The 18,268-nt window shown below is 45.1% G+C and carries 14 protein-coding genes; 5 read left to right on the top strand and 9 right to left on the bottom strand.

Annotated features, from left to right (window positions below):
- The first annotated feature begins 18 nt into the window (after window positions 1–18).
- From L0991_07250 to L0991_07260, 3 genes are all read left to right on the top strand, one after another.
- Window positions 19–651 (top strand): DUF2760 domain-containing protein, encoded by a 633-nt coding sequence (locus L0991_07250; GenBank protein ID XGB61245.1) that lies wholly within the window; start codon window positions 19–21, stop codon window positions 649–651.
- Complete coding sequence (locus L0991_07255; protein ID XGB61246.1) at window positions 651–2,585, top strand: Hsp70 family protein; 1,935 nt, start codon at window positions 651–653, stop codon at window positions 2,583–2,585. The genes L0991_07250 and L0991_07255 overlap by 1 nt, the downstream gene beginning before the upstream one ends.
- A 153-nt stretch (window positions 2,586–2,738) precedes the next feature.
- Window positions 2,739–5,579, top strand: coding sequence for a hsp70 family protein (locus L0991_07260; protein XGB61247.1), 2,841 nt, complete (start codon window positions 2,739–2,741; stop codon window positions 5,577–5,579).
- 156 nt (window positions 5,580–5,735) lie between these two features.
- Here L0991_07260 and L0991_07265 read toward each other — a convergent pair whose 3' ends face one another.
- Window positions 5,736–5,951 carry a hypothetical protein gene (locus L0991_07265; GenBank protein ID XGB61248.1) on the bottom strand — a complete coding sequence of 72 codons (216 nt, stop codon included), beginning with the start codon at window positions 5,949–5,951 and terminating at the stop codon, window positions 5,736–5,738.
- A 332-nt stretch (window positions 5,952–6,283) separates the two neighbouring features.
- On the opposite strand from L0991_07265, the gene L0991_07270 reads away from it, so the two are divergent.
- Entirely contained in the window at window positions 6,284–7,282 is a 999-nt protein-coding gene (locus L0991_07270; GenBank protein ID XGB61249.1) for a sensor domain-containing diguanylate cyclase, read from the top strand.
- A 50-nt stretch (window positions 7,283–7,332) separates the two neighbouring features.
- Here L0991_07270 and L0991_07275 read toward each other — a convergent pair whose 3' ends face one another.
- The 7 genes from L0991_07275 to L0991_07305 form a co-directional block, all read right to left on the bottom strand.
- Window positions 7,333–7,806: a DUF2947 domain-containing protein gene (locus L0991_07275; GenBank protein ID XGB61250.1), complete on the bottom strand. Its 474-nt coding sequence runs from the start codon at window positions 7,804–7,806 to the stop codon at window positions 7,333–7,335.
- 142 nt (window positions 7,807–7,948) lie between these two features.
- Window positions 7,949–8,536: a ribosomal protein S5-alanine N-acetyltransferase gene (gene rimJ / locus L0991_07280; protein XGB61251.1), complete on the bottom strand. Its 588-nt coding sequence runs from the start codon at window positions 8,534–8,536 to the stop codon at window positions 7,949–7,951.
- 18 nt (window positions 8,537–8,554) lie between these two features.
- On the bottom strand, window positions 8,555–10,099 hold the full coding sequence (gene tyrR / locus L0991_07285) for a transcriptional regulator TyrR (protein ID XGB61252.1): 1,545 nt from the start codon (window positions 10,097–10,099) through the stop codon (window positions 8,555–8,557).
- Between the two features lie 144 nt (window positions 10,100–10,243).
- Window positions 10,244–11,317, bottom strand: a complete 1,074-nt coding sequence (locus tag L0991_07290; protein XGB61253.1) for a YcjF family protein — start codon at window positions 11,315–11,317, stop codon at window positions 10,244–10,246.
- Window positions 11,318–11,332: 15 nt separating this feature from the next.
- Entirely contained in the window at window positions 11,333–12,706 is a 1,374-nt protein-coding gene (locus L0991_07295; protein XGB61254.1) for a YcjX family protein, read from the bottom strand.
- Between the two features lie 209 nt (window positions 12,707–12,915).
- Window positions 12,916–13,101: a hypothetical protein gene (locus L0991_07300; GenBank protein XGB61255.1), complete on the bottom strand. Its 186-nt coding sequence runs from the start codon at window positions 13,099–13,101 to the stop codon at window positions 12,916–12,918.
- A 164-nt stretch (window positions 13,102–13,265) separates the two neighbouring features.
- Entirely contained in the window at window positions 13,266–14,783 is a 1,518-nt protein-coding gene (locus L0991_07305; GenBank protein ID XGB61256.1) for a fumarate hydratase, read from the bottom strand.
- A gap of 254 nt (window positions 14,784–15,037) precedes the next feature.
- On the opposite strand from L0991_07305, the gene pabB reads away from it, so the two are divergent.
- Window positions 15,038–16,414, top strand: a complete 1,377-nt coding sequence (gene pabB / locus L0991_07310; protein XGB61257.1) for an aminodeoxychorismate synthase component I — start codon at window positions 15,038–15,040, stop codon at window positions 16,412–16,414.
- Window positions 16,415–16,549: 135 nt separating this feature from the next.
- Here pabB and L0991_07315 read toward each other — a convergent pair whose 3' ends face one another.
- Entirely contained in the window at window positions 16,550–18,268 is a 1,719-nt protein-coding gene (locus tag L0991_07315) for an ATP-binding protein (protein ID XGB61258.1), read from the bottom strand.

Consider the following 18,268-nt stretch of genomic DNA (forward strand, 5'->3'; position numbering starts at 1 on the left):
TTAAAGAGAAAAATCACTATGATCGTTGATTTGAACCTAATCCCACAGACGTTTGATATGCTTCACGCAGGCCTAACTGCATCAAGCGTTTTACTACTGTTAATTGCCGTTTCTCGTAAAACCAAAGTGGTTGAGAAAGTCGTAGAAAAACCAGTAGAAAAGATCGTTGAAGTTGAAAAGCCAGTTGAAAAGATTGTCGAAGTAGAAAAAGTTGTTGAAGTAGAAAAAGTCATCGAGAAAGTAGTAGAAGTTGAATCCAAGCTAGCTACAGCACCAACAGATTCTGCAATGCAACTACTGTCTATCATGCAGCAAGAAGCACGTCTAATCGACTTCCTAAAAGAAGACCTTACTTCATTCTCTGACGAAGAAGTTGGCGCAGCCGCTCGTGTTATTCACACTGGTGGTCAAAAAATACTGGCGGACTACGTAACGCTTGCTCACATCCGCAATGAAGATGAAGAGACTCGCATCACGGTAGCTGAAGGCTTCAACCCTCAAGAGATCCGTCTAACAGGTAACGTAACAGGTAACGCACCATTCAACGGCACACTTGTTCACAAAGGCTGGAAAGCAACTGACATGAACCTGCCTAAGCTTGCTGAAAACTACGATGCATCTGTAATTGCACCGGCAGAGGTAGAGCTATAATGGAACACCAAACTCAGACATCATCGCAAGAGCATCAAGCTCCTAAGTTCAGCGTTGGTATCGATTTAGGTACTACACACTGTGTTTTGTCTTACATCGACACAACGAATGAAGATGCTCGTGTTGAGGTAATGCCAATTCCTCAGCTTACGGCTCCTGGTACAGTAGAAACTCGCAGCCAACTTGGCTCATTCCTATACCAACCGCACGAGCACGAGATGAACGAAGCGTCACGAGTTCTACCTTGGTCTTCTGAGCCAAAAGCTCTGGTTGGTGCTATCGCTCGTAATCTTGGTGCTAAAACCCCTATCCGTTTAGTAGCAAGTGCGAAATCTTGGCTTTGTCACGGTGGTGTAAACCGTCGTGACGCGTTCCTTCCTGCTGGTAGCCCAGAAGAAGTGGAAAAGGTATCTCCGCTTAAGACAACTGAGCTGTACCTTGAGCACCTTAAAGATGCTTGGAACCATGCAAATCCAGAACACAAGCTAGCTGACCAAGACGTAACAATCACCGTTCCTGCTTCGTTTGATCCTGCGGCTCGCGACCTAACCGCAGAAGCCGCTCGTAACGTTGGTTTCACTCATCTAACGCTTTTAGAAGAACCTCAAGCGGCTCTATACAGCTGGATTGATAACAGCAACGACAAATGGCGCGACGAAGTAGACGTTGGCGACATCGTGCTGGTTGTGGATATCGGTGGCGGTACTACCGACCTTTCTTTAGTTGAAGTAACTCAAGACGACGGTAACCTGAGCCTGAACCGTATCGCTGTAGGTGAACATATCCTACTTGGCGGTGACAACATGGACTTAGCTCTGGCTTACCGCTTGAAGATGAAGCTAGCACAAGAAGGCAAAGAACTGGCACCTTGGCAAGTTCAAGCGATGACTCACGCATGTCGTGACGCAAAAGAAGCGCTACTGAATGATGCAGAGCTTCAAGCTGTACCAATCGTGGTTCCTAGCCGTGGCTCTAAGCTACTTGGCGCGACGCTAAAAACAGAGCTGACTCAGCAAGAAGTACAACAAACATTGGTTGATGGCTTCTTCCCTAAAGTCGCTGTGACTGATCACCCAGTTCAAAAGACACGTGGTGCACTGACTCAAATGGGTCTGCCTTACGCTCAAGACGCAGGTATCACTCGTCACATTGCCGCATTCCTTTCTAAGCAAGCAAACGCGCTTTCTGGAAATGGTGAAACGGCTCAACAAGATTTCAATCCGTTTGCAAACATGCCGGGTATGCCTGGTGCTGAAGCGCCTGCTGCTGATTTCATCAAACCAACAGCAATCCTGTTCAACGGTGGTGTTCTAAAATCTAACCTACTTGCTGATCGTCTTTCAGACACAATCAACGAGTGGTTGATCAATGCTGATGCAGAATTTGCTAAACAACTTTCAGGCTTAGATCTTGACCTAGCCGTTGCAAGTGGTGCTTCTTACTACGGCGCGGTACGTCGTGGTCAAGGCGTTCGTATCCGTGGTGGTATCGCTTCTGCTTACTACGTAGGTATTGAAAGCGCGATGCCTGCAATCCCAGGTATGGCTCCTCCAATGGAAGCACTGTGTGTTGCACCATTTGGTATGGAAGAAGGCTCAAGCGTTCAAGTTCCTAGCCAAGAATTTGGCCTAGTGATTGGTCAGCCAGTTCACTTCCAGTTCTTCGGTTCAACAACTCGCCGTGAAGATGAAGCTGGTACTCACCTTGATCACTGGGCGCCGGAAGAGCTCGATGAGCTTCCTGAAATCCAAGTGACACTGCCTGTTTCTGAAGGCCGTCGCGAAGGTGAAGTGGTTCCGGTTACTTTAGCTTCTCGCGTTACTGAGCTAGGTACTTTATACCTAGAAGCGATTGCCACTGACAATGGTCAGAAATGGCATGTTGAGTTCGACGTTCGTGAAGATTCGAACAGCGACTCAAACGACGAAGCATAATGAATCAACGGCACCTTAGCGGGTGCCGTTATTTTATCAATACCATTCCCAACTCAGTCCTACCTGTTTCTCAGGAACGACGTAGACGAATAACAACAATAAGACCAAAGCTATCAACACACTGGTCATCACTCTGGAAGAATAAGGTTTTGTATGGCAACTCCTCGTTTTTTAGTCGGCATTGACTTAGGCACAACCAACACTGTGGTTGCCTACTGTGAAATTAACGACGACCTACAACACGCTCCCGTTTCCCTTTTCGAAATCGATCAGCTTATTGGCCCTGGTGAAGTGGTTCGTAAGCCTCTCCTCCCATCATTTCGTTACCACCCAGCACAAGGTCAAATCTCCCCTTCAGACCTAACTATGCCGTGGGAACCAAACCCAGTTGAAGGCGATATCAACAATGTTATCGTCGGTGAGTGGGCGCGTGAATTGGGCGCTAAGGTTGAAGGGCGCCAAGTATCAAGTGCGAAGAGTTGGTTATCGCACCAAGCGGTGGATCGTAGCTCAGACATTCTCCCTTGGGCTGGCGCAGCGGATGTCGATAAAGTATCGCCCGTTGTCGCGAGTGCTAGCTACCTAAATCACATTCGCCAAGCATGGAACTACCGTAACCCAAGCAACAAGCTTGAAGACCAAGATGTCGTTGTTACGGTTCCAGCATCATTCGATGAGACAGCACGTAAGCTGACACTTGAAGCCGCAGAACTTGCAGGTTTAGGTAAAATTCTATTACTCGAAGAGCCGCAAGCGGTTTGTTACGACTGGTATGCACGCCACCAGCAAACGGCGGCGGAAGAACTACAACAGATCCCGTTGATCTTAGTGTGTGATGTCGGCGGTGGTACTACCGACTTGAGCTTAATTGAAGCTAAATTCGAAGCTGATCATGCTGGTCATAACGAGCTAGCACTCGACCGTATTGGCGTTGGCGAACACTTAATGCTGGGTGGTGATAACCTAGATTTAGCTCTCGCTCACCTTGCAGAGCAGTGCTTCAACCAAAACAAGAAACTGAATGCTTCTAGCCTCACCAAACTGATTCAACAAACTCGCGCAGCAAAAGAGAGCCTGCTTTCTGCTGATGCCCCAGACGATGTCAAAATCACAATGCTTGGCAGTGGTTCGAAGCTATTAGGCGGAACGAAGAGTATTAGCTTAACCAAGCAAGAAGTTCATCAAATCGCATTAGAAGGCTTCTTCCCACTCTCTGAATTTACTGAAACCCCAGACAAACGTCGCAGCGCTGTAGTTGAATTCGGTCTGCCTTACGTTGCGGACCCGGCGGTGAGTAAGCACGTTGCTGAATTCCTGACAACGCATCAACAAGTGTCTAAAGCGGCGCTACAAAATTCAGATGCGGTTCAATTCGATGACACCAAACCAGCTATTCCAGTGGGTGTGCTGCTTAACGGTGGTGTGTTCAACAGTGAACTTGTCACAGAGCGTATTACTCAGCTTCTAGGTAACTGGAACGGCGATCCAATAACTGTACTAGATAACCCTAACCCAGATTGGTCTGTGGCATTAGGCGCGGTTGCGTTTGGTAAAGCTCGCCGTGGTGTCCAGCTGAAAATCGGTGGTGGTGCTGCTCGTTCTTACTTCTTGCATCTACAAGAAAAGAACAAGATGGGTAAAGCACTGTGTCTGCTTGCTAAAGGTACCGAAGAAGGCCAAGAAATCCGTTTGAACAGCCGTCGTTTCTCACTGACGTTAGGCGAGCCGGTTCGTTTTAACCTGCTGACTTCAACTCACGATCAAATTGCTCACGATACGGCAATTCAAAATGGTGTGATGGTCGATGTGGATGCCGACCTATTCTCCCCTCTTCCACCTTACATCTCGACACTGGAAGGGTCAGGCACAGCGGAGCTTCAAGCTAACCAAAAAGAGCGCGTTGAAGTGCTGCTCGCTTGTCAGTTAACCGAAGTCGGCACACTGAAAATGGAGTGCGTAAGCACTGAAGATGACTCGAAACGTTGGTTACTTGAATTTGAAGTCAGAAACAAACAAGGCGATGAATCCGATAATTCTACGCTTCACCCACGCTTAGATGAGTGTAAAGAGCTGATATCTCGCCTTTACAGCGGCAACAAAAAGAGTGCGGAATCGAAAGAGATCAAAACCCTATCGAAAGATCTTGAGAAACGACTCGGTAAACGCGATGAGTGGGATTTCACCACCCTCCGCCATCTATTTGATACTTTGTCATTAGGTCGTAAACGTCGTCGCCGCTCAGAAGCACATGAGAAAAACTGGTTACGCTTAGCGGGTTACTCACTGCGTCCTGGCTTTGGTGATCCTACTGATTCATGGCGTATCGAACAGATTTGGGGTCTCTACCAACAGAACATTCAATTTAAGAACCACCCAGGTTGGACCGACTGGTGGGTTTTCTGGCGTCGTGTTGCCGGAGGTTTGAACCAAGAGCAGCAAGAGACAATCTTGGCTGACATTGCAAAGTACCTTCACCCGGGTGCTATGAAGAACCCTAAGAGTGCTAAAGATGCCCAAGACAATGGTTATGAAGCCATGGTGAGGCTGGCGGCATCCCTCGAGCAACTCGAAGTTGAAGACAAAGTGCTTCTTGCGTCTTGGTTCCTAAGCAAAGCGATCAATCACAACCAGTTTGAACAAGCACATTGGTGGGCGCTAGGTCGACTGGCTTCAAGAACCCCGCTATATGGCAGCCAGCACAGTGTAATTCCTAGAGAGCAAGCAGAGCAGTGGTTACCAAAATTACTTGAGCAGAACTGGCAGAAAGAGCAGATGATTGCCTTTGCCGCTGTGATGATTTGTCGTAAAACTGGCGACCGTCAGTTTGATATTTCTTACGATTATCGTAATCAAGTAATTGAGAAGCTAAAGCAGAGTAAGGTTCCAGAGTCTTGGTTAACGCTGGTTAGTGAAGTCACTGAACTGTCCGAGAGCGAATCTAAGCGTGTGTTTGGTGATGCTTTACCAAGTGGTTTAAGTCTAATCAACAACTAGGGCTGAATGCAGAACTTGCTTCTAAGCAGCTAGAAAAGAAAAAGCCACTTTCGATACGTTGAAAGTGGCTTTTTTATTGGTGGCTAAAGGCTGGTGTGTGTCGTTGATATGTAGCTTTCGGGTTAAGAGCCTCAGCCGTGTTGCGGTTAATCATTGTTAATGTTTCGTTCCGTTTGGGTTGATAGTGAAGTCTGTATTCTCATAGATATCAGACAGTTTTTTGGGTTTCTTTTCTTTGGCTCCTTTATTGGGTTGATTATGAGTTTCGCTCAAAAGCCATTCCTCATGCATTTTTGCTGAATCCAAGAATTCTGGATCCTCCATTGCTTCCTTGCGAAGTTTATTTACACGTTCGAGAGTATCCCAAATCATAATACTTCACCTCCACTAAGGCTACACTTCCCAATATAGGACTCCGCCCTATTGATTCAATACTTTCCGGTTAAACCATAGTGAATTTGTGATTTAGATATCGAAAACCGCCTTATAAGCACATTATTTAAACAGATAGAATTCACTTATTTTTATTAAAAAATAAATATGGTCGAAGTGTTTTTTATATGGTTTTTATAAACACACCACCTATGGGCTATGCCTTTGTCTTATTAAAAATACAAACGAAAGGAAATACATTATTTCAGATTGCAAAGGCAGAAATTTGACATTAGAGTCAACAGTATGACATTCCAAAAAGGTGATCATTAATGCCGTTTACCAATATCTATCAATCCAGCTCTAAATATGCCATCAATGATCTAGTGAAAGAAATGGACCTCTCTTTATGGAAAAGCATGCTCAATAACATAGCAGAAGTGCTTAATGCTCCCGCTGTTGGGCTTATTCTTACGTCTGAAGTTGGATTCCAGAACATTGCGATGTCTTCTTCACCAGGTGTTAAAGCGAACCCTGGCAAAATCATCCCCAGAGACATCAATTTGTACTGCAAGAAAGTGATGGAAACCAGAGCCATGCTTTATGTAAAAAATGCGTCTGGTAAAGAGGAATGGAGCGACAATCCCGAACTCACGCAGATGGGCTATGTCTCTTATCTAGGCTTGCCGATCTTCCAATCGGACGGCAGCATGTTCGCAACACTTTGCGCGCTAGACACGAAAGAGACCTCTTATAAACCAATACAGATAAATTTAATGGAGAGTATTCGCGCGCTATTAGAAAGAGAAGTACATACTGCAGAACGAGTACGAAAATTGAAGTATACGTCTAATCACGACGAATTGACTCAAGTATTTAATCGTAGAGCGATATTAACCGAGTCACCCAAATTCATCGATAGCACTATAGAAAATGGCGTCAGTATTGGAGCTGTTTATTTTGATATCGACGGGCTTAAGTATGTTAATGATAACTTCGGACATAATATTGGCGACCAATATATAAAGTCCTTCTCTCATTCACTTCAACGTAACACTCGTAAGGATGATATTTGTGGAAGACTTGGAGGGGATGAGTTTCTCTTATTGTGTCGAGACATCACTGAAGACTCCCTAAATAAGATAATAAGCCGAGTACAATCTGACTTTAACAAACACTCCCAAAAACTGGGTATAGATTGTCACGCAACTTTTAGCCATGGTTCACTTATTTACTCGTCAAATATTCCACCTATCGAAGAGTTAATTCGACTAACGGATGAGCAAATGTACGAAAACAAAATGAGTAAACGTTACGCCCAACTAAAATAAAAAAAGCGAGCACTATGCTCGCTTTTCTACCACTTAAAATTCGTTTCAGCTTACGCTCGGTTACCTATTTTCACCGTACCATTAGTCGCAAACCAAAGCGCTTCAGAGCGACGACGACCTAATAGAATTGGACCATCATCGTAGAACAAAAAGTTCTTCCAATGCTTCTTAAAAACGGCCCATTTGGTTTCAAGAACATTATATTTTTCATAACAAAAATAAACAGTTACGTCATCTTGCCAATCAATAAAGTTAAGAATCTCTTCTGGCATTTCCGGCTCATCGGCTTCCCAATGTGCCATCCAGCTGATCTCTTCTTTCCAGTTCGATGCTTTGCTCGGCCAGTCTTGCGAGCTTAGTCGCTCAGCGTCTGGGCTTTGAGGGCTCACGTTCTCTTTCCAAAACTGAGACGCTCTTGCCTGTGTCATTGGCTTAATCTTATCCAAATCCTCAGCCGGAAGTGGCATAGATTGGTGAGTAAAAATCCATTTTCTTTGGTATTCGTCCAAAGTTGTGTATGACATCAAAATTCCTCAAATATCTTCTCAGGCCGATGGTTCAACCATAGCTCAATGTTCTTTTAATAAAGGCAGCAACGCTACATCGCTTAATATTCACTGCCTTTTTTTAATCGCTGCTCGTTGGTGTGCTTATAGACTGCGTTGTCTATATGTTGCGTCTATCTTCCCAGTTAGGATTGACGAGCGCTGTCAGTATGTGGTCTTCCCATTTACCGTTAATTTGTAGGTAATCTTTAGCAAAACCTTCACGTATAAAACCGAGGTGCTCAAGTACGCCTGCACTTCGTTCATTGTGAGGCATATAACCCGCCATTAGGCGATGCATATTCTGCACGTCAAACATATAGTCTTTCGCCATGCTGAGGCCTCTGCGCATGTAGCCATTGCCCTGAGCTTGCTCTGCGAGTGAATAACCCACGTTACACGCATAGAACGGGAAACGAGACAAATTACTGAATGAGATAGTCCCTAACATTTCGTTAGTATCGGCATTAATCAATAAACAGTAGTAGCCAAGCCCCATTTTATGAAGCTCGTTTAGCTTAATTAGGCGCTGTGCCCAACCTGTTCTCTCAAAAAATGCATCTTCACGAATCGGTTCCCAAGGTTTGAGATACTCTCGATTCACCTGAAAGTACTCACTGATCATAGTCGCGTCGTCTATCTCAGCGGTACGTAGGATCAGATTTCCATCTCGCTTGTAAATGCGTTCTGGTGTGCTCAAATCTTCCATAATTTAGGTCTTATTCGATCAGTTCTTTCTAATACCGTAATCACGAAGTTTATTCGCAATAGAGGTATGAGACACGTTCAAACGCTTGGCTAACTTACGACTTGATGGGAATGACTGGTAAAGCTTCTCCAAAATCTGAGACTCATAGTCTTTCATGATCTCATCCAGAGAGCCATCTAAACTCAAGTTCGCCATGCCTGTTGTCATGGTTTCTAACTGAGGCAAGTGGAACTGCTCAACCGTTAGCGTATCTGAATCCAGTTCAGTAAGCGCACGTAATACCATGTTGTCTAGCTGACGAATGTTACCCGGCCATTGGTAGTTACCAAGTTGGTCGATTAGCTCTTGAGTAAGCTTAGGCTTAAGCATACCAAGCTGTTGTGCGTATTTAGCTACGAACAGTTCAAGCAATGGTGCAACGTCGTTAGAACGTTCACGCAATGCTGGAATAGAGAGCGTCAGTACATTCAAGCGATAGAACAAGTCTTCACGGAACGAGCCTGAATCAGCAAGTTCAGAAAGGCGATGACGCGTTGACGCAATAATACGAACATCAGCGTGCATCTCTTCCTCTTCACCCACACGACGGAATGAACCATCTTGTAGGAAGCGAAGCAGTTTGATTTGTAGATGCGGGCTCATTTCGCCAATCTCATCTAAAAATACGGTACCGCCATTGGCTTGTTCGAAGATGCCTTTATGACCTTGTTCATGATTGAATGAACCTGGGGCGTGACCAAACAGCTCGGTTTCAGCTACGTCATCAGGCATCGATGCACAACTCAGAATCAAGAATGGGAAAGACGAGCGGTTTGAGCGGTTATGACACGCTTTCGCCAACATCTCTTTACCTGTACCTGTATCACCTTCAATCAGCAGAGGCTGATCTAGCATCGCCAGTTTTTTTGCTTGGCTGATTAACGCTTTATGGCGATTAGAAACACCAACAAAATGCTCAAAGCCTAAATTGTTCTGTTCAGGAATCGCATCAGGGGTATTCATCTCTTGGTTGCAAGAACGAATCGTCATAACCGCGCTCGCAAGCACAGGTTCGTTGACGTCACCACCTAGATAGATAGGTAGGATTTCAATAGAGAAGTCTAAACCGTCCAACACAACAACTTCACGATGGCGTGTGACTTCACCTTCGATCCAACGACCAAAGTTAAAGCTAGGTACGAAGGATGCGAGTGGTTCGCCAATCACTTCGTCTTCTTGCTTGCCAAATAGGTTGAGTGCAGCGTGGTTTGCCATATCGACTGAGCCTTTAAGGTCAATCGCAATCACGGGATCAGGTAGGTTAGCCAGCAAAGCGATCAGCTCAGTGTTGTGCCTTTCGCTTGGCATGAATTGTATTTTTCGTACATCCTTTACACCTGAAATTCGACGAATTTCAGCCATAAGTTCACTAAAAGCATCAAAATCAATATCAGGGCAGTTCAGGTAAATAATGCCTTTAACATCGATTTCGATTCCTCGTAAATCAATGCTTTTTGAGGCCAAGATATCGAGCAACTCACGCGTTAAGCCGAGTCGGTCTTCACACAATACTTCAAGACGCACAAATAGTCCTATTATAGGTGTCAGGATAAGTTGACAGTAGTGTGAATTAAGGTCTGAGTTCAGTCAAGAAGAAGAGTAAACATATGTTTACTCTTCGCTCGCAAACCACTCAATGTCATACATTTTGTTTCAAAGACGTACGTTTTATTTGAGGGTGATACGCTTTATTTCAGAAAGGACGGCTTTGCGCATATCGGCCAGTTTTACTTTGCGTTCATTATGCCAAGGCATAGGGCGAAGTAATGTCATGGCTTTTAGACCCAATCGCGCAGTCAGGATACCAACCCCCAAGCCCTGCCCCGCTCTCGCTGAGACTTTACCGGCCAGATCCATGGAAACTAAATCCATACTTGCATCAATCGCGAGTTCACTGGCACCCGCTGCTGCCATATTGATTAACACCAACTTGAACAGCTTGATGCGAGACCAGTATCCAAGTTCAATGCCATACACATCAGCTAGCTTGTCGATCATTGTGAAGTTACGCCAAGCCACCAGCAACATGTCTGCCGCTGCTAATGGACTCACCGCAACCAAAGCTGCCGATTCAGTCGAGAACTTAGTAACGATTTGAGTCGCCACTTTGTCTTGCTGAGCAACAACTAATGCGTCGTACATATCCAACACTTCGGCATCACTGTGTGCAGGGTTGATGCTGTTTCTCCACTTATCGAACGCCGGAGACTCCGCAATGATGCCGCCCTGCTTAGCAATGTTTTCACAGAACGCTTTACCTTTACCGACACTTTGGCTTTGCAGTAGCTCTTCACTCTGCTCTTGTACGCTAAAGTGATCTTTCAATGAGCGTAGCTTCCACAGCTCTTTGCCGATTGCACCCAAGCCCAGTGACGCGATTGCCGCGACAAAACCGGCCCAACCGAGTGCGAGCCAATCTGCTGATTGAACCGCCGTGATGACAGAATCAATCGCTTGCCAGCCCACTAAACCTGCGAAAGCAACCATTAAGCCAGAGCCCAGCCACTTTCTCTTTTTACTTGGACGAATGATCTGTTCTAGTTGTTGCTCGGCTTGACCATCTAGTTCGCTCTCAACCTGTGGTGCAACGGGTACAAATTTCTCTTGTTCAGTAAACAACTGCTGAGCGCCTAATTCTGGGTTCGCTTCGCCCACGCCTTGTTTACCCAAAGCATTATCACTGTCATCAAAAGAGGTCTTCAGCGGCTCATTAAAGACCTGCTTTGTTTTTAATTCACTCATCTTTTATTGCCTCAATTACTTCAACTTATCGCCAATGAGATACTCTAAAACCTTATCAATTCTTAGGTGTTGGCAAGGTTCATCAGAATGTTGCTCCATTGGCCTAAAGCTCGTGAAATCAAACTGGTTAGTTTCCCAGTACTGCTTGTTCGGCAGCTTGCGTGGCACCTCACCCGGATACATAGTCTGGGGAACGTTATCCAAAGTAACACCTTGCAGCGCTGGCACATTGGCCGAGCCCGACGAGATATAACCTGCGCTGGTCGCTTGAATAGAAGCGATGCTCATGCAGCTCATATCGATATGCTCAAACGCCGCCTGTTGCCACGCTTGGTGTACCATCTGTTGCAACAGTGACACCAAGTTTGGATGCTGATCTGGTGTTACATGGTCTGCCTTAGTCGCTGCAAACAGGATCTTGTCGATCTTCGGAGCAAACAAACGTCTCAGGATATTGCTTCGGCCATATTTAAAGCTCTTCAATAACTGTTCAAGTGCACCACGCATATCCATGAAAGAGTCGTAACCTGCATTGAGTGGCTGCAAACAATCCACCAGCACAATTTGTCTGTCGAAGGTTGAGAAATGATTCTTGTAGAACGCTTTAACAACCTTCTGTTGGTACTCTTCATAGCGAGCTTTCAGCACCGCATAGTTACTTGTTTTCGAGAATTTACCTTCTGGTACTGCGCATGGGAAAAACTGCAACACAGGCGCGCCTTCAAGCTCACCAGGTAATACAAATCGCCCCGGTTGCACCCAATGTAGTCCATTGCTCTTACAAGTATGGAGATACTGAGTGTAACTATCGGCAATGTTGACCAGTTTCTTCTCATCAGCTTCAGCCAACAGGTCAATGTCACCAAGCATTGCACTCCACTCTTGCGAATAGGTTTCTCGGTCACCTTTTAATGCGGCAAACTGAGATTGGCTCCACGTTTCAAAATCCATATCCAATAATGGCAAATCAAGTAACCATTCACCCGGATAGTCAACAATATCGAGATAAAGGGTACTGTTTTTACTCAGTAACTTCTTCGCGCCTTTTGCCGGCTTGTATTTGATGGCCAAGCGAATTTCACTGACATCGCGCGTCGGTACTGGCCATTCTGGTGGCTGACCATTTAATGATTCCATCGCTTCGTCATAAGAGAAACGCGGAATCATCATGTTGTGTTGTGGGATGCGCTTTGCACCAATAATCCTTCCGTCTCTCGCTGATGCAAGAAGCGGTAAATTCTTATGAGTAGAGGTATGAAGAAGTTGGTTAACCAACGAGGTAATGAATGCTGTTTTACCTGCACGAGACAGACCCGTAACCGCTACTCTAATGTGAGAATCCGTTCCTCTGCTTATAAAGTCACTCATTTCTTGAGTTAGGTGTTTCATTTGAACGACTCCGTGATATTTAGGCAAGCTGGTTATGATGATAGAGAGGCAAGCCTATGTTCTTTCCCTATTGGGATAGTTTGTATGCTGTTGCTTGTTCTTTTACTAATAGTAGTGAGTATGCAATATCCATTCTTAATGCTAGATGAATAAAAGCCCCTGACTACATTCATAATCAGGGGCTTTGAAATTTTTTAATGAATAGCAGACTAATCGTCTTCTATGAGTTTGTAGATAACAAACAGTGCTATCTCAGCAATCAACCACAATACACATGTAATGGTTACGTATTTTTCGTTAAAGATGCTGATTCCGTGCAAGATCAAATCGTAACCAATGAAACTACCAATCACCACTGCCAAGATAATTTGTAGGATCTGAATAAAACGAGGCATTCCTCTCTCCTATGTTCTTATATCAAACGATGTGTTTATCACTATATCATTGATAATAAGACAAAAGTGCAGATAATGCTGCACTTTTGTCTTTAACTTTCTGTCAAAACTTGCAATTCAAACGCTAGAGTCAGCATCAATTACGACTTTTTGACTTCGGTTGATTAAGCTTTTTCAGCTTCGGCAATTTTCACTTTCCACGTGTCAGGGCCGATCTGGTGAGCGTTTGCGCCCGATGAGTCAACCGCTACCGTTACTGGCATGTCTTCAACTTCAAACTCGTAAATCGCTTCCATACCAAGATCTTCAAACGCAACAACACGTGCTTTCTTGATTGCTTTTGCAACTAGGTAAGCCGCGCCACCTACAGCCATCAAGTAAACCGCTTTGTGCTCTTTGATTGATTCAACCGTAGCAGGACCACGTTCCGCTTTACCGATCATACCCATGATGCCTGTTTCATTTAGCATCATGTCAGTGAACTTATCCATACGTGTTGAAGTTGTTGGACCCGCAGGACCTACAGCTTCATCGCCTACTGCATCCACTGGGCCTACGTAGTAGATAAACTTACCTTTGAAATCGACGCCTTCAGGTAAACCTTCACCGCTTTCAAGCATACCTTGAATACGCTTATGCGCAGCATCACGGCCCGTTAGGATTTTGCCTGATAGAAGAACTGTTTCACCGGTCTTCCACTCTTGAACATCTTCTTTGGTTACTTCATCAAGGTTCACGCGACGTGTATTTGCACCCGCTTCCCAAGTGATGTCTGGCCACTCTTCTAGTTTAGGTGGCGTTAGCTCTGCTGGGCCGCTGCCGTCTAGTGTGAAGTGTACGTGACGTGTTGCTGCACAGTTAGGGATTAAACATACTGGCTTAGACGCGGCGTGTGTTGGCGCAGTCTTGATCTTCACATCAACAACGGTAGTTAGACCACCAAGGCCTTGTGCACCAATGCCTAGCTTATTTACGCGGTTGAAGATGTCTAGACGAAGCTCTTCTTCTGCGTTCTCAGGACCTTTTTCGATAAGCTCTTGGATATCGATGTGTTCCATCAGAGACTCTTTCGCCAGTACCGCTGCTTTCTCAGCAGTACCGCCGATGCCTATACCTAGCATACCCGGTGGACACCAGCCTGCGCCCATCGTTGGTAGCGTCTTCTCTACCCACTCTGCAATATCGTCAGAAGGGTTTAGCATAACCATCTTAGTTTTGTTCTCAGAACCGCCGCCTTTCGCCGCGATCTGAATTTCAACCTTGTTGCCAGGAACCATATTAATGTGAACAACCGCAGGTGTGTTGTCTTTAGTATTAACACGCTTACCTGCAGGGTCCATAAGGACAGATGCACGCAGTGGGTTATCTGGGTTGTTGTAAGCTTGACGAACGCCTTCATCAACCATTTGTTGTACTGTTAGATCTGTTTCCCATTTCACATCCATACCGATGTTCACGAAACAAGTAACAATACCTGTATCCTGACAGATAGGACGGTGACCTTCCGCAGACATACGCGAGTTAATCAGAATCTGAGCGATCGCATCTTTAGCTGCTTGGCTCTCTTCTTTCTCGTACGCTTTTTCTAGGGCTTGGACAAAGTCTAAAGGGTGATAATAAGAAATGTACTGAAGTGCGTCAGCGACACTGCTGATCACATCTTGCTTACGAATAACCGTCATTGCATGCCTCTTTATTGTTCTAGTTCCATGTGGGTTCACTATTTAACGAATACCGCTAAATGAGATCAGTAGGTTTAGCTTTTTATAATGTTGAGCTGTATTTAGTTGCTTTAGCAATCGCTTGCATAGCTTTAAACTAAACCACTTGGATTACACCGTTCTAATCAAGAACCCATTTTATTTTCAATTTATGATACTCTTGCTTCCTCTCACAAGCCATGCAGTGATCGAACTCTTTGTCACAAATTAAACAAATGAATAACAACGAATTTCGCGCTATCCAAATCAAGCCGCTTGAATATCAATCAACTTTAGCTAAACAGCTGTTTTCTCATATCGAAAACCTACCGTGGGCAATGCTATTACGCTCTGCTTCAGAAAGCCACGTTGATAGTCGATACGACATTTTAGTTGCTCAACCCATCGCCACCTTCGAAACAATCGGTGCAAAAACCACCATTAATGTTAAAGAGACGTGCGAGGTTTCAGATTCCGATCCTTTCGAACTGCTAAACCACTATCAGCAGCAATTATTACCAGCCACGAATGAGCACTCTGAGTTGCCGTTCACCGGCGGTGCATTAGGCTACTTTAGCTACGATTTGGGTCGAAGAGTGGAAACACTTCCGGTTACTTCAATACGTGATATTGATGCTCCCGATATGGCGGTAGGTCTTTACGAATGGGCGATTGTGGTTGACCACAAGTTGAAGGCAGCTTGTGTGGTTGGGCAAAACATAGAAGCGCACTGGGGTTGGTTATCTCAACAACAAGAAGCTCAACCTACGGTTGAAGAGTTTAGCCTGACAACACCGTGGCAATCGAACATGAGCGAGCAGAGCTACGCAGAGAAGTTCGACAGCGTCCAAGAATACCTACTGTCCGGTGACTGCTATCAAATCAACTTGGCTCAGCGTTTCAATGCAAAATACCAAGGCAGCGAGTGGTTGGCCTACGAAAAACTAGAGCAGTATAACTCGGCTCCGTTTTCTGGTTTCATCCGTCTGGCCAACAGTGCCATTATTAGTGTCTCACCTGAGCGCTTCTTAGAACTTAAAGACAACGTGATTGAGACTAAGCCGATTAAAGGCACTCGCCCTCGTTCTGATGACCAAGTGATTGATGATACTAACGCACAAGATTTAGCGAGCGCAGATAAAGATCAGGCAGAAAACCTGATGATTGTGGATTTACTTCGTAACGATATCGGTCGAGTGGCAAAGCCAGGAACGGTTCATGTCCCTAAATTATTCGATATTGAAAGCTTCCCTGCTGTGCATCACTTGGTGAGCACCATCAGAGCTGACCTTGATTACCAATATTCTGCAACGGACTTATTAAGAGCTTGTTTCCCGGGCGGCTCCATTACCGGAGCCCCTAAAGTTCGAGCGATGCAGATCATCGAGGAGCTAGAGCCGCATAGACGCTCAGCATATTGTGGCAGTATCGGTTACATCAGCCGAAATGGCAGAATGGACACTAGCATTACCATCCGAACTTTAGTGGCGGAAAACAATACGCTTTATGCTTGGGCTGGCGGCGGTGTGGTATTCGATAGTGATTGTGCGTCTGAATACCAAGAAACACTGGATAAACTAAGTCGAATCCTCCCTGTACTGAAAGAGTGCTAAGTAACACCAGTTTACTGACCGCTTAATACAAGCTCTAAGCCAAAACGAAAAGCAGAAAAAAGCCGAAGTCATCGCGATGATCACTTCGGCTTTTTCTTACGAACTTTTTTGCTATCGCTAGTATGCACTCATCAACTATGAAGTAGTGATAGGTCCACCCCCCCACTTCTTAAGCATTTCTTTTAGGTCATTAGCCGTATATGGCTTACTAAGGATGTCGTTCATCCCACATTGAATACAACGCTCGCGTTCCTCTAATGTAGTCCCTGCCGTCAGCGCGACAATAGACCTAGAATAACCTTTTTCTCTGAGTGTTTCAGTTGCTTCAAAGCCATCCATGAGTGGCATCCGGCAATCCATAAACACAATGTCATATTCTGTGTCTGACGCGAGCTCTACCCCTTCAACACCATTGCTCGCAATCGCAGGCTCTATCTCATGTTTACGTAGCATCTGCTGAATGATGATCTGGTTCATCTTAATATCATCAACCACCAACACTTTCAGCAATGAAAGTTCAACTTCAGATTCAAACCCTTTAGAAATCGTATCGCTACCATCAGGAACATCAACAACTTGGAGGGGGACTGAAATGGTAAATGTCGTCCCTGAACCAACAATGCTGGTTACACCTATATCGCCATCCATCAGGCCGACGAGCTTACGACAAATCGCTAAACCTAACCCAGTACCTTCATAATTACGGCTACTTGAGTTATCCGCTTGAGTAAAGGGTTCAAACAGCGTTTTATAAGCGGACTCAGCAATACCGACTCCGGTATCTTCTACAGAGAAAACGAAGTGCTGATCACGCCATTCGATATCAACGTTTACATGCCCTTCCTCGGTAAACTTAATCGCATTACCGATCAGGTTTACAAATAACTGAGTGATTCGCTCTAAATCACCTTTGAAGTGTGACGGGACGTCTGAAGCCACGCTAATGTTAAAGTCGAGTTGTTTCTCAATGGCTCGATTGGTAAAGATACTCTCAATCGTATTTCTTAAGTCATGCAAAGAGAACTTTTTAGGGATCAACTCCAGCATACCCGCATTGATTTTGCTGTAGTCCAATAAGTCATTGATGATGGTTCTTAAAAATTCACCAGATTGGCTTAGGTTATTCACAATTTCACGTTGAGAACTATTGAGCTCGGTATCACTGATTAATTCCGCACTTCCCAATAAACCGTTGAGCGGCGTTCTTAGCTCATGGTTAATCATCGCGACAAAATCGCGCGTGGCTCGCTCAGATTCCTCTGCTCGCTTACGAGACTCAATGTTTCGATTGATGGCTAACTGGTGAGTAATGGCACTGCAGATAAGATCTGTAACCAGTAAGAGTTGGCTCTCGATAAAGTCGACGTCTTGTTCAGATAGGTTGACCTTGACGATCAATGCTCCAACGATAACCTTCTCTACTTCAAGTGGTACTGTGAGTAAATCACCTTCCCATTGGGTTTCTACGATTTCTTGGTCGAAATCACCAACCGATGCATCACCATAATCGTAGGTTTGAAGTTGTGGGAGCAGCTTCGAAGGTAATATCAAACGGCTAGCTTCAATGAGGTAACTGTTGGTTACGTTTGTGGTCAGTTGAGACAGCATCACATCATCTAAGTCGCTTCGAAGAAACGCGCGACCAAAATCTATCAATAGATTATCGATTTGCTCTTGAAACTCGATACGACGAATGTTCGCATTAGAACGCTTTTCCAACTGGCGCAGGGCAAGTTCCAGCTGTTGGTTGGCTTCGAACAGTTCAAGACTTTTTTGCTCCAACAGAGCTTCAGCCGCTTTGCGGGCGGCTATTTGGCGCTTTAGTTTCTTCTCTAAGGCAGAGGCCGGATCCAT

It is taken from the genome of Vibrio chagasii, assembly GCA_041879415.1.
GTDB lineage: Bacteria > Pseudomonadota > Gammaproteobacteria > Enterobacterales > Vibrionaceae > Vibrio.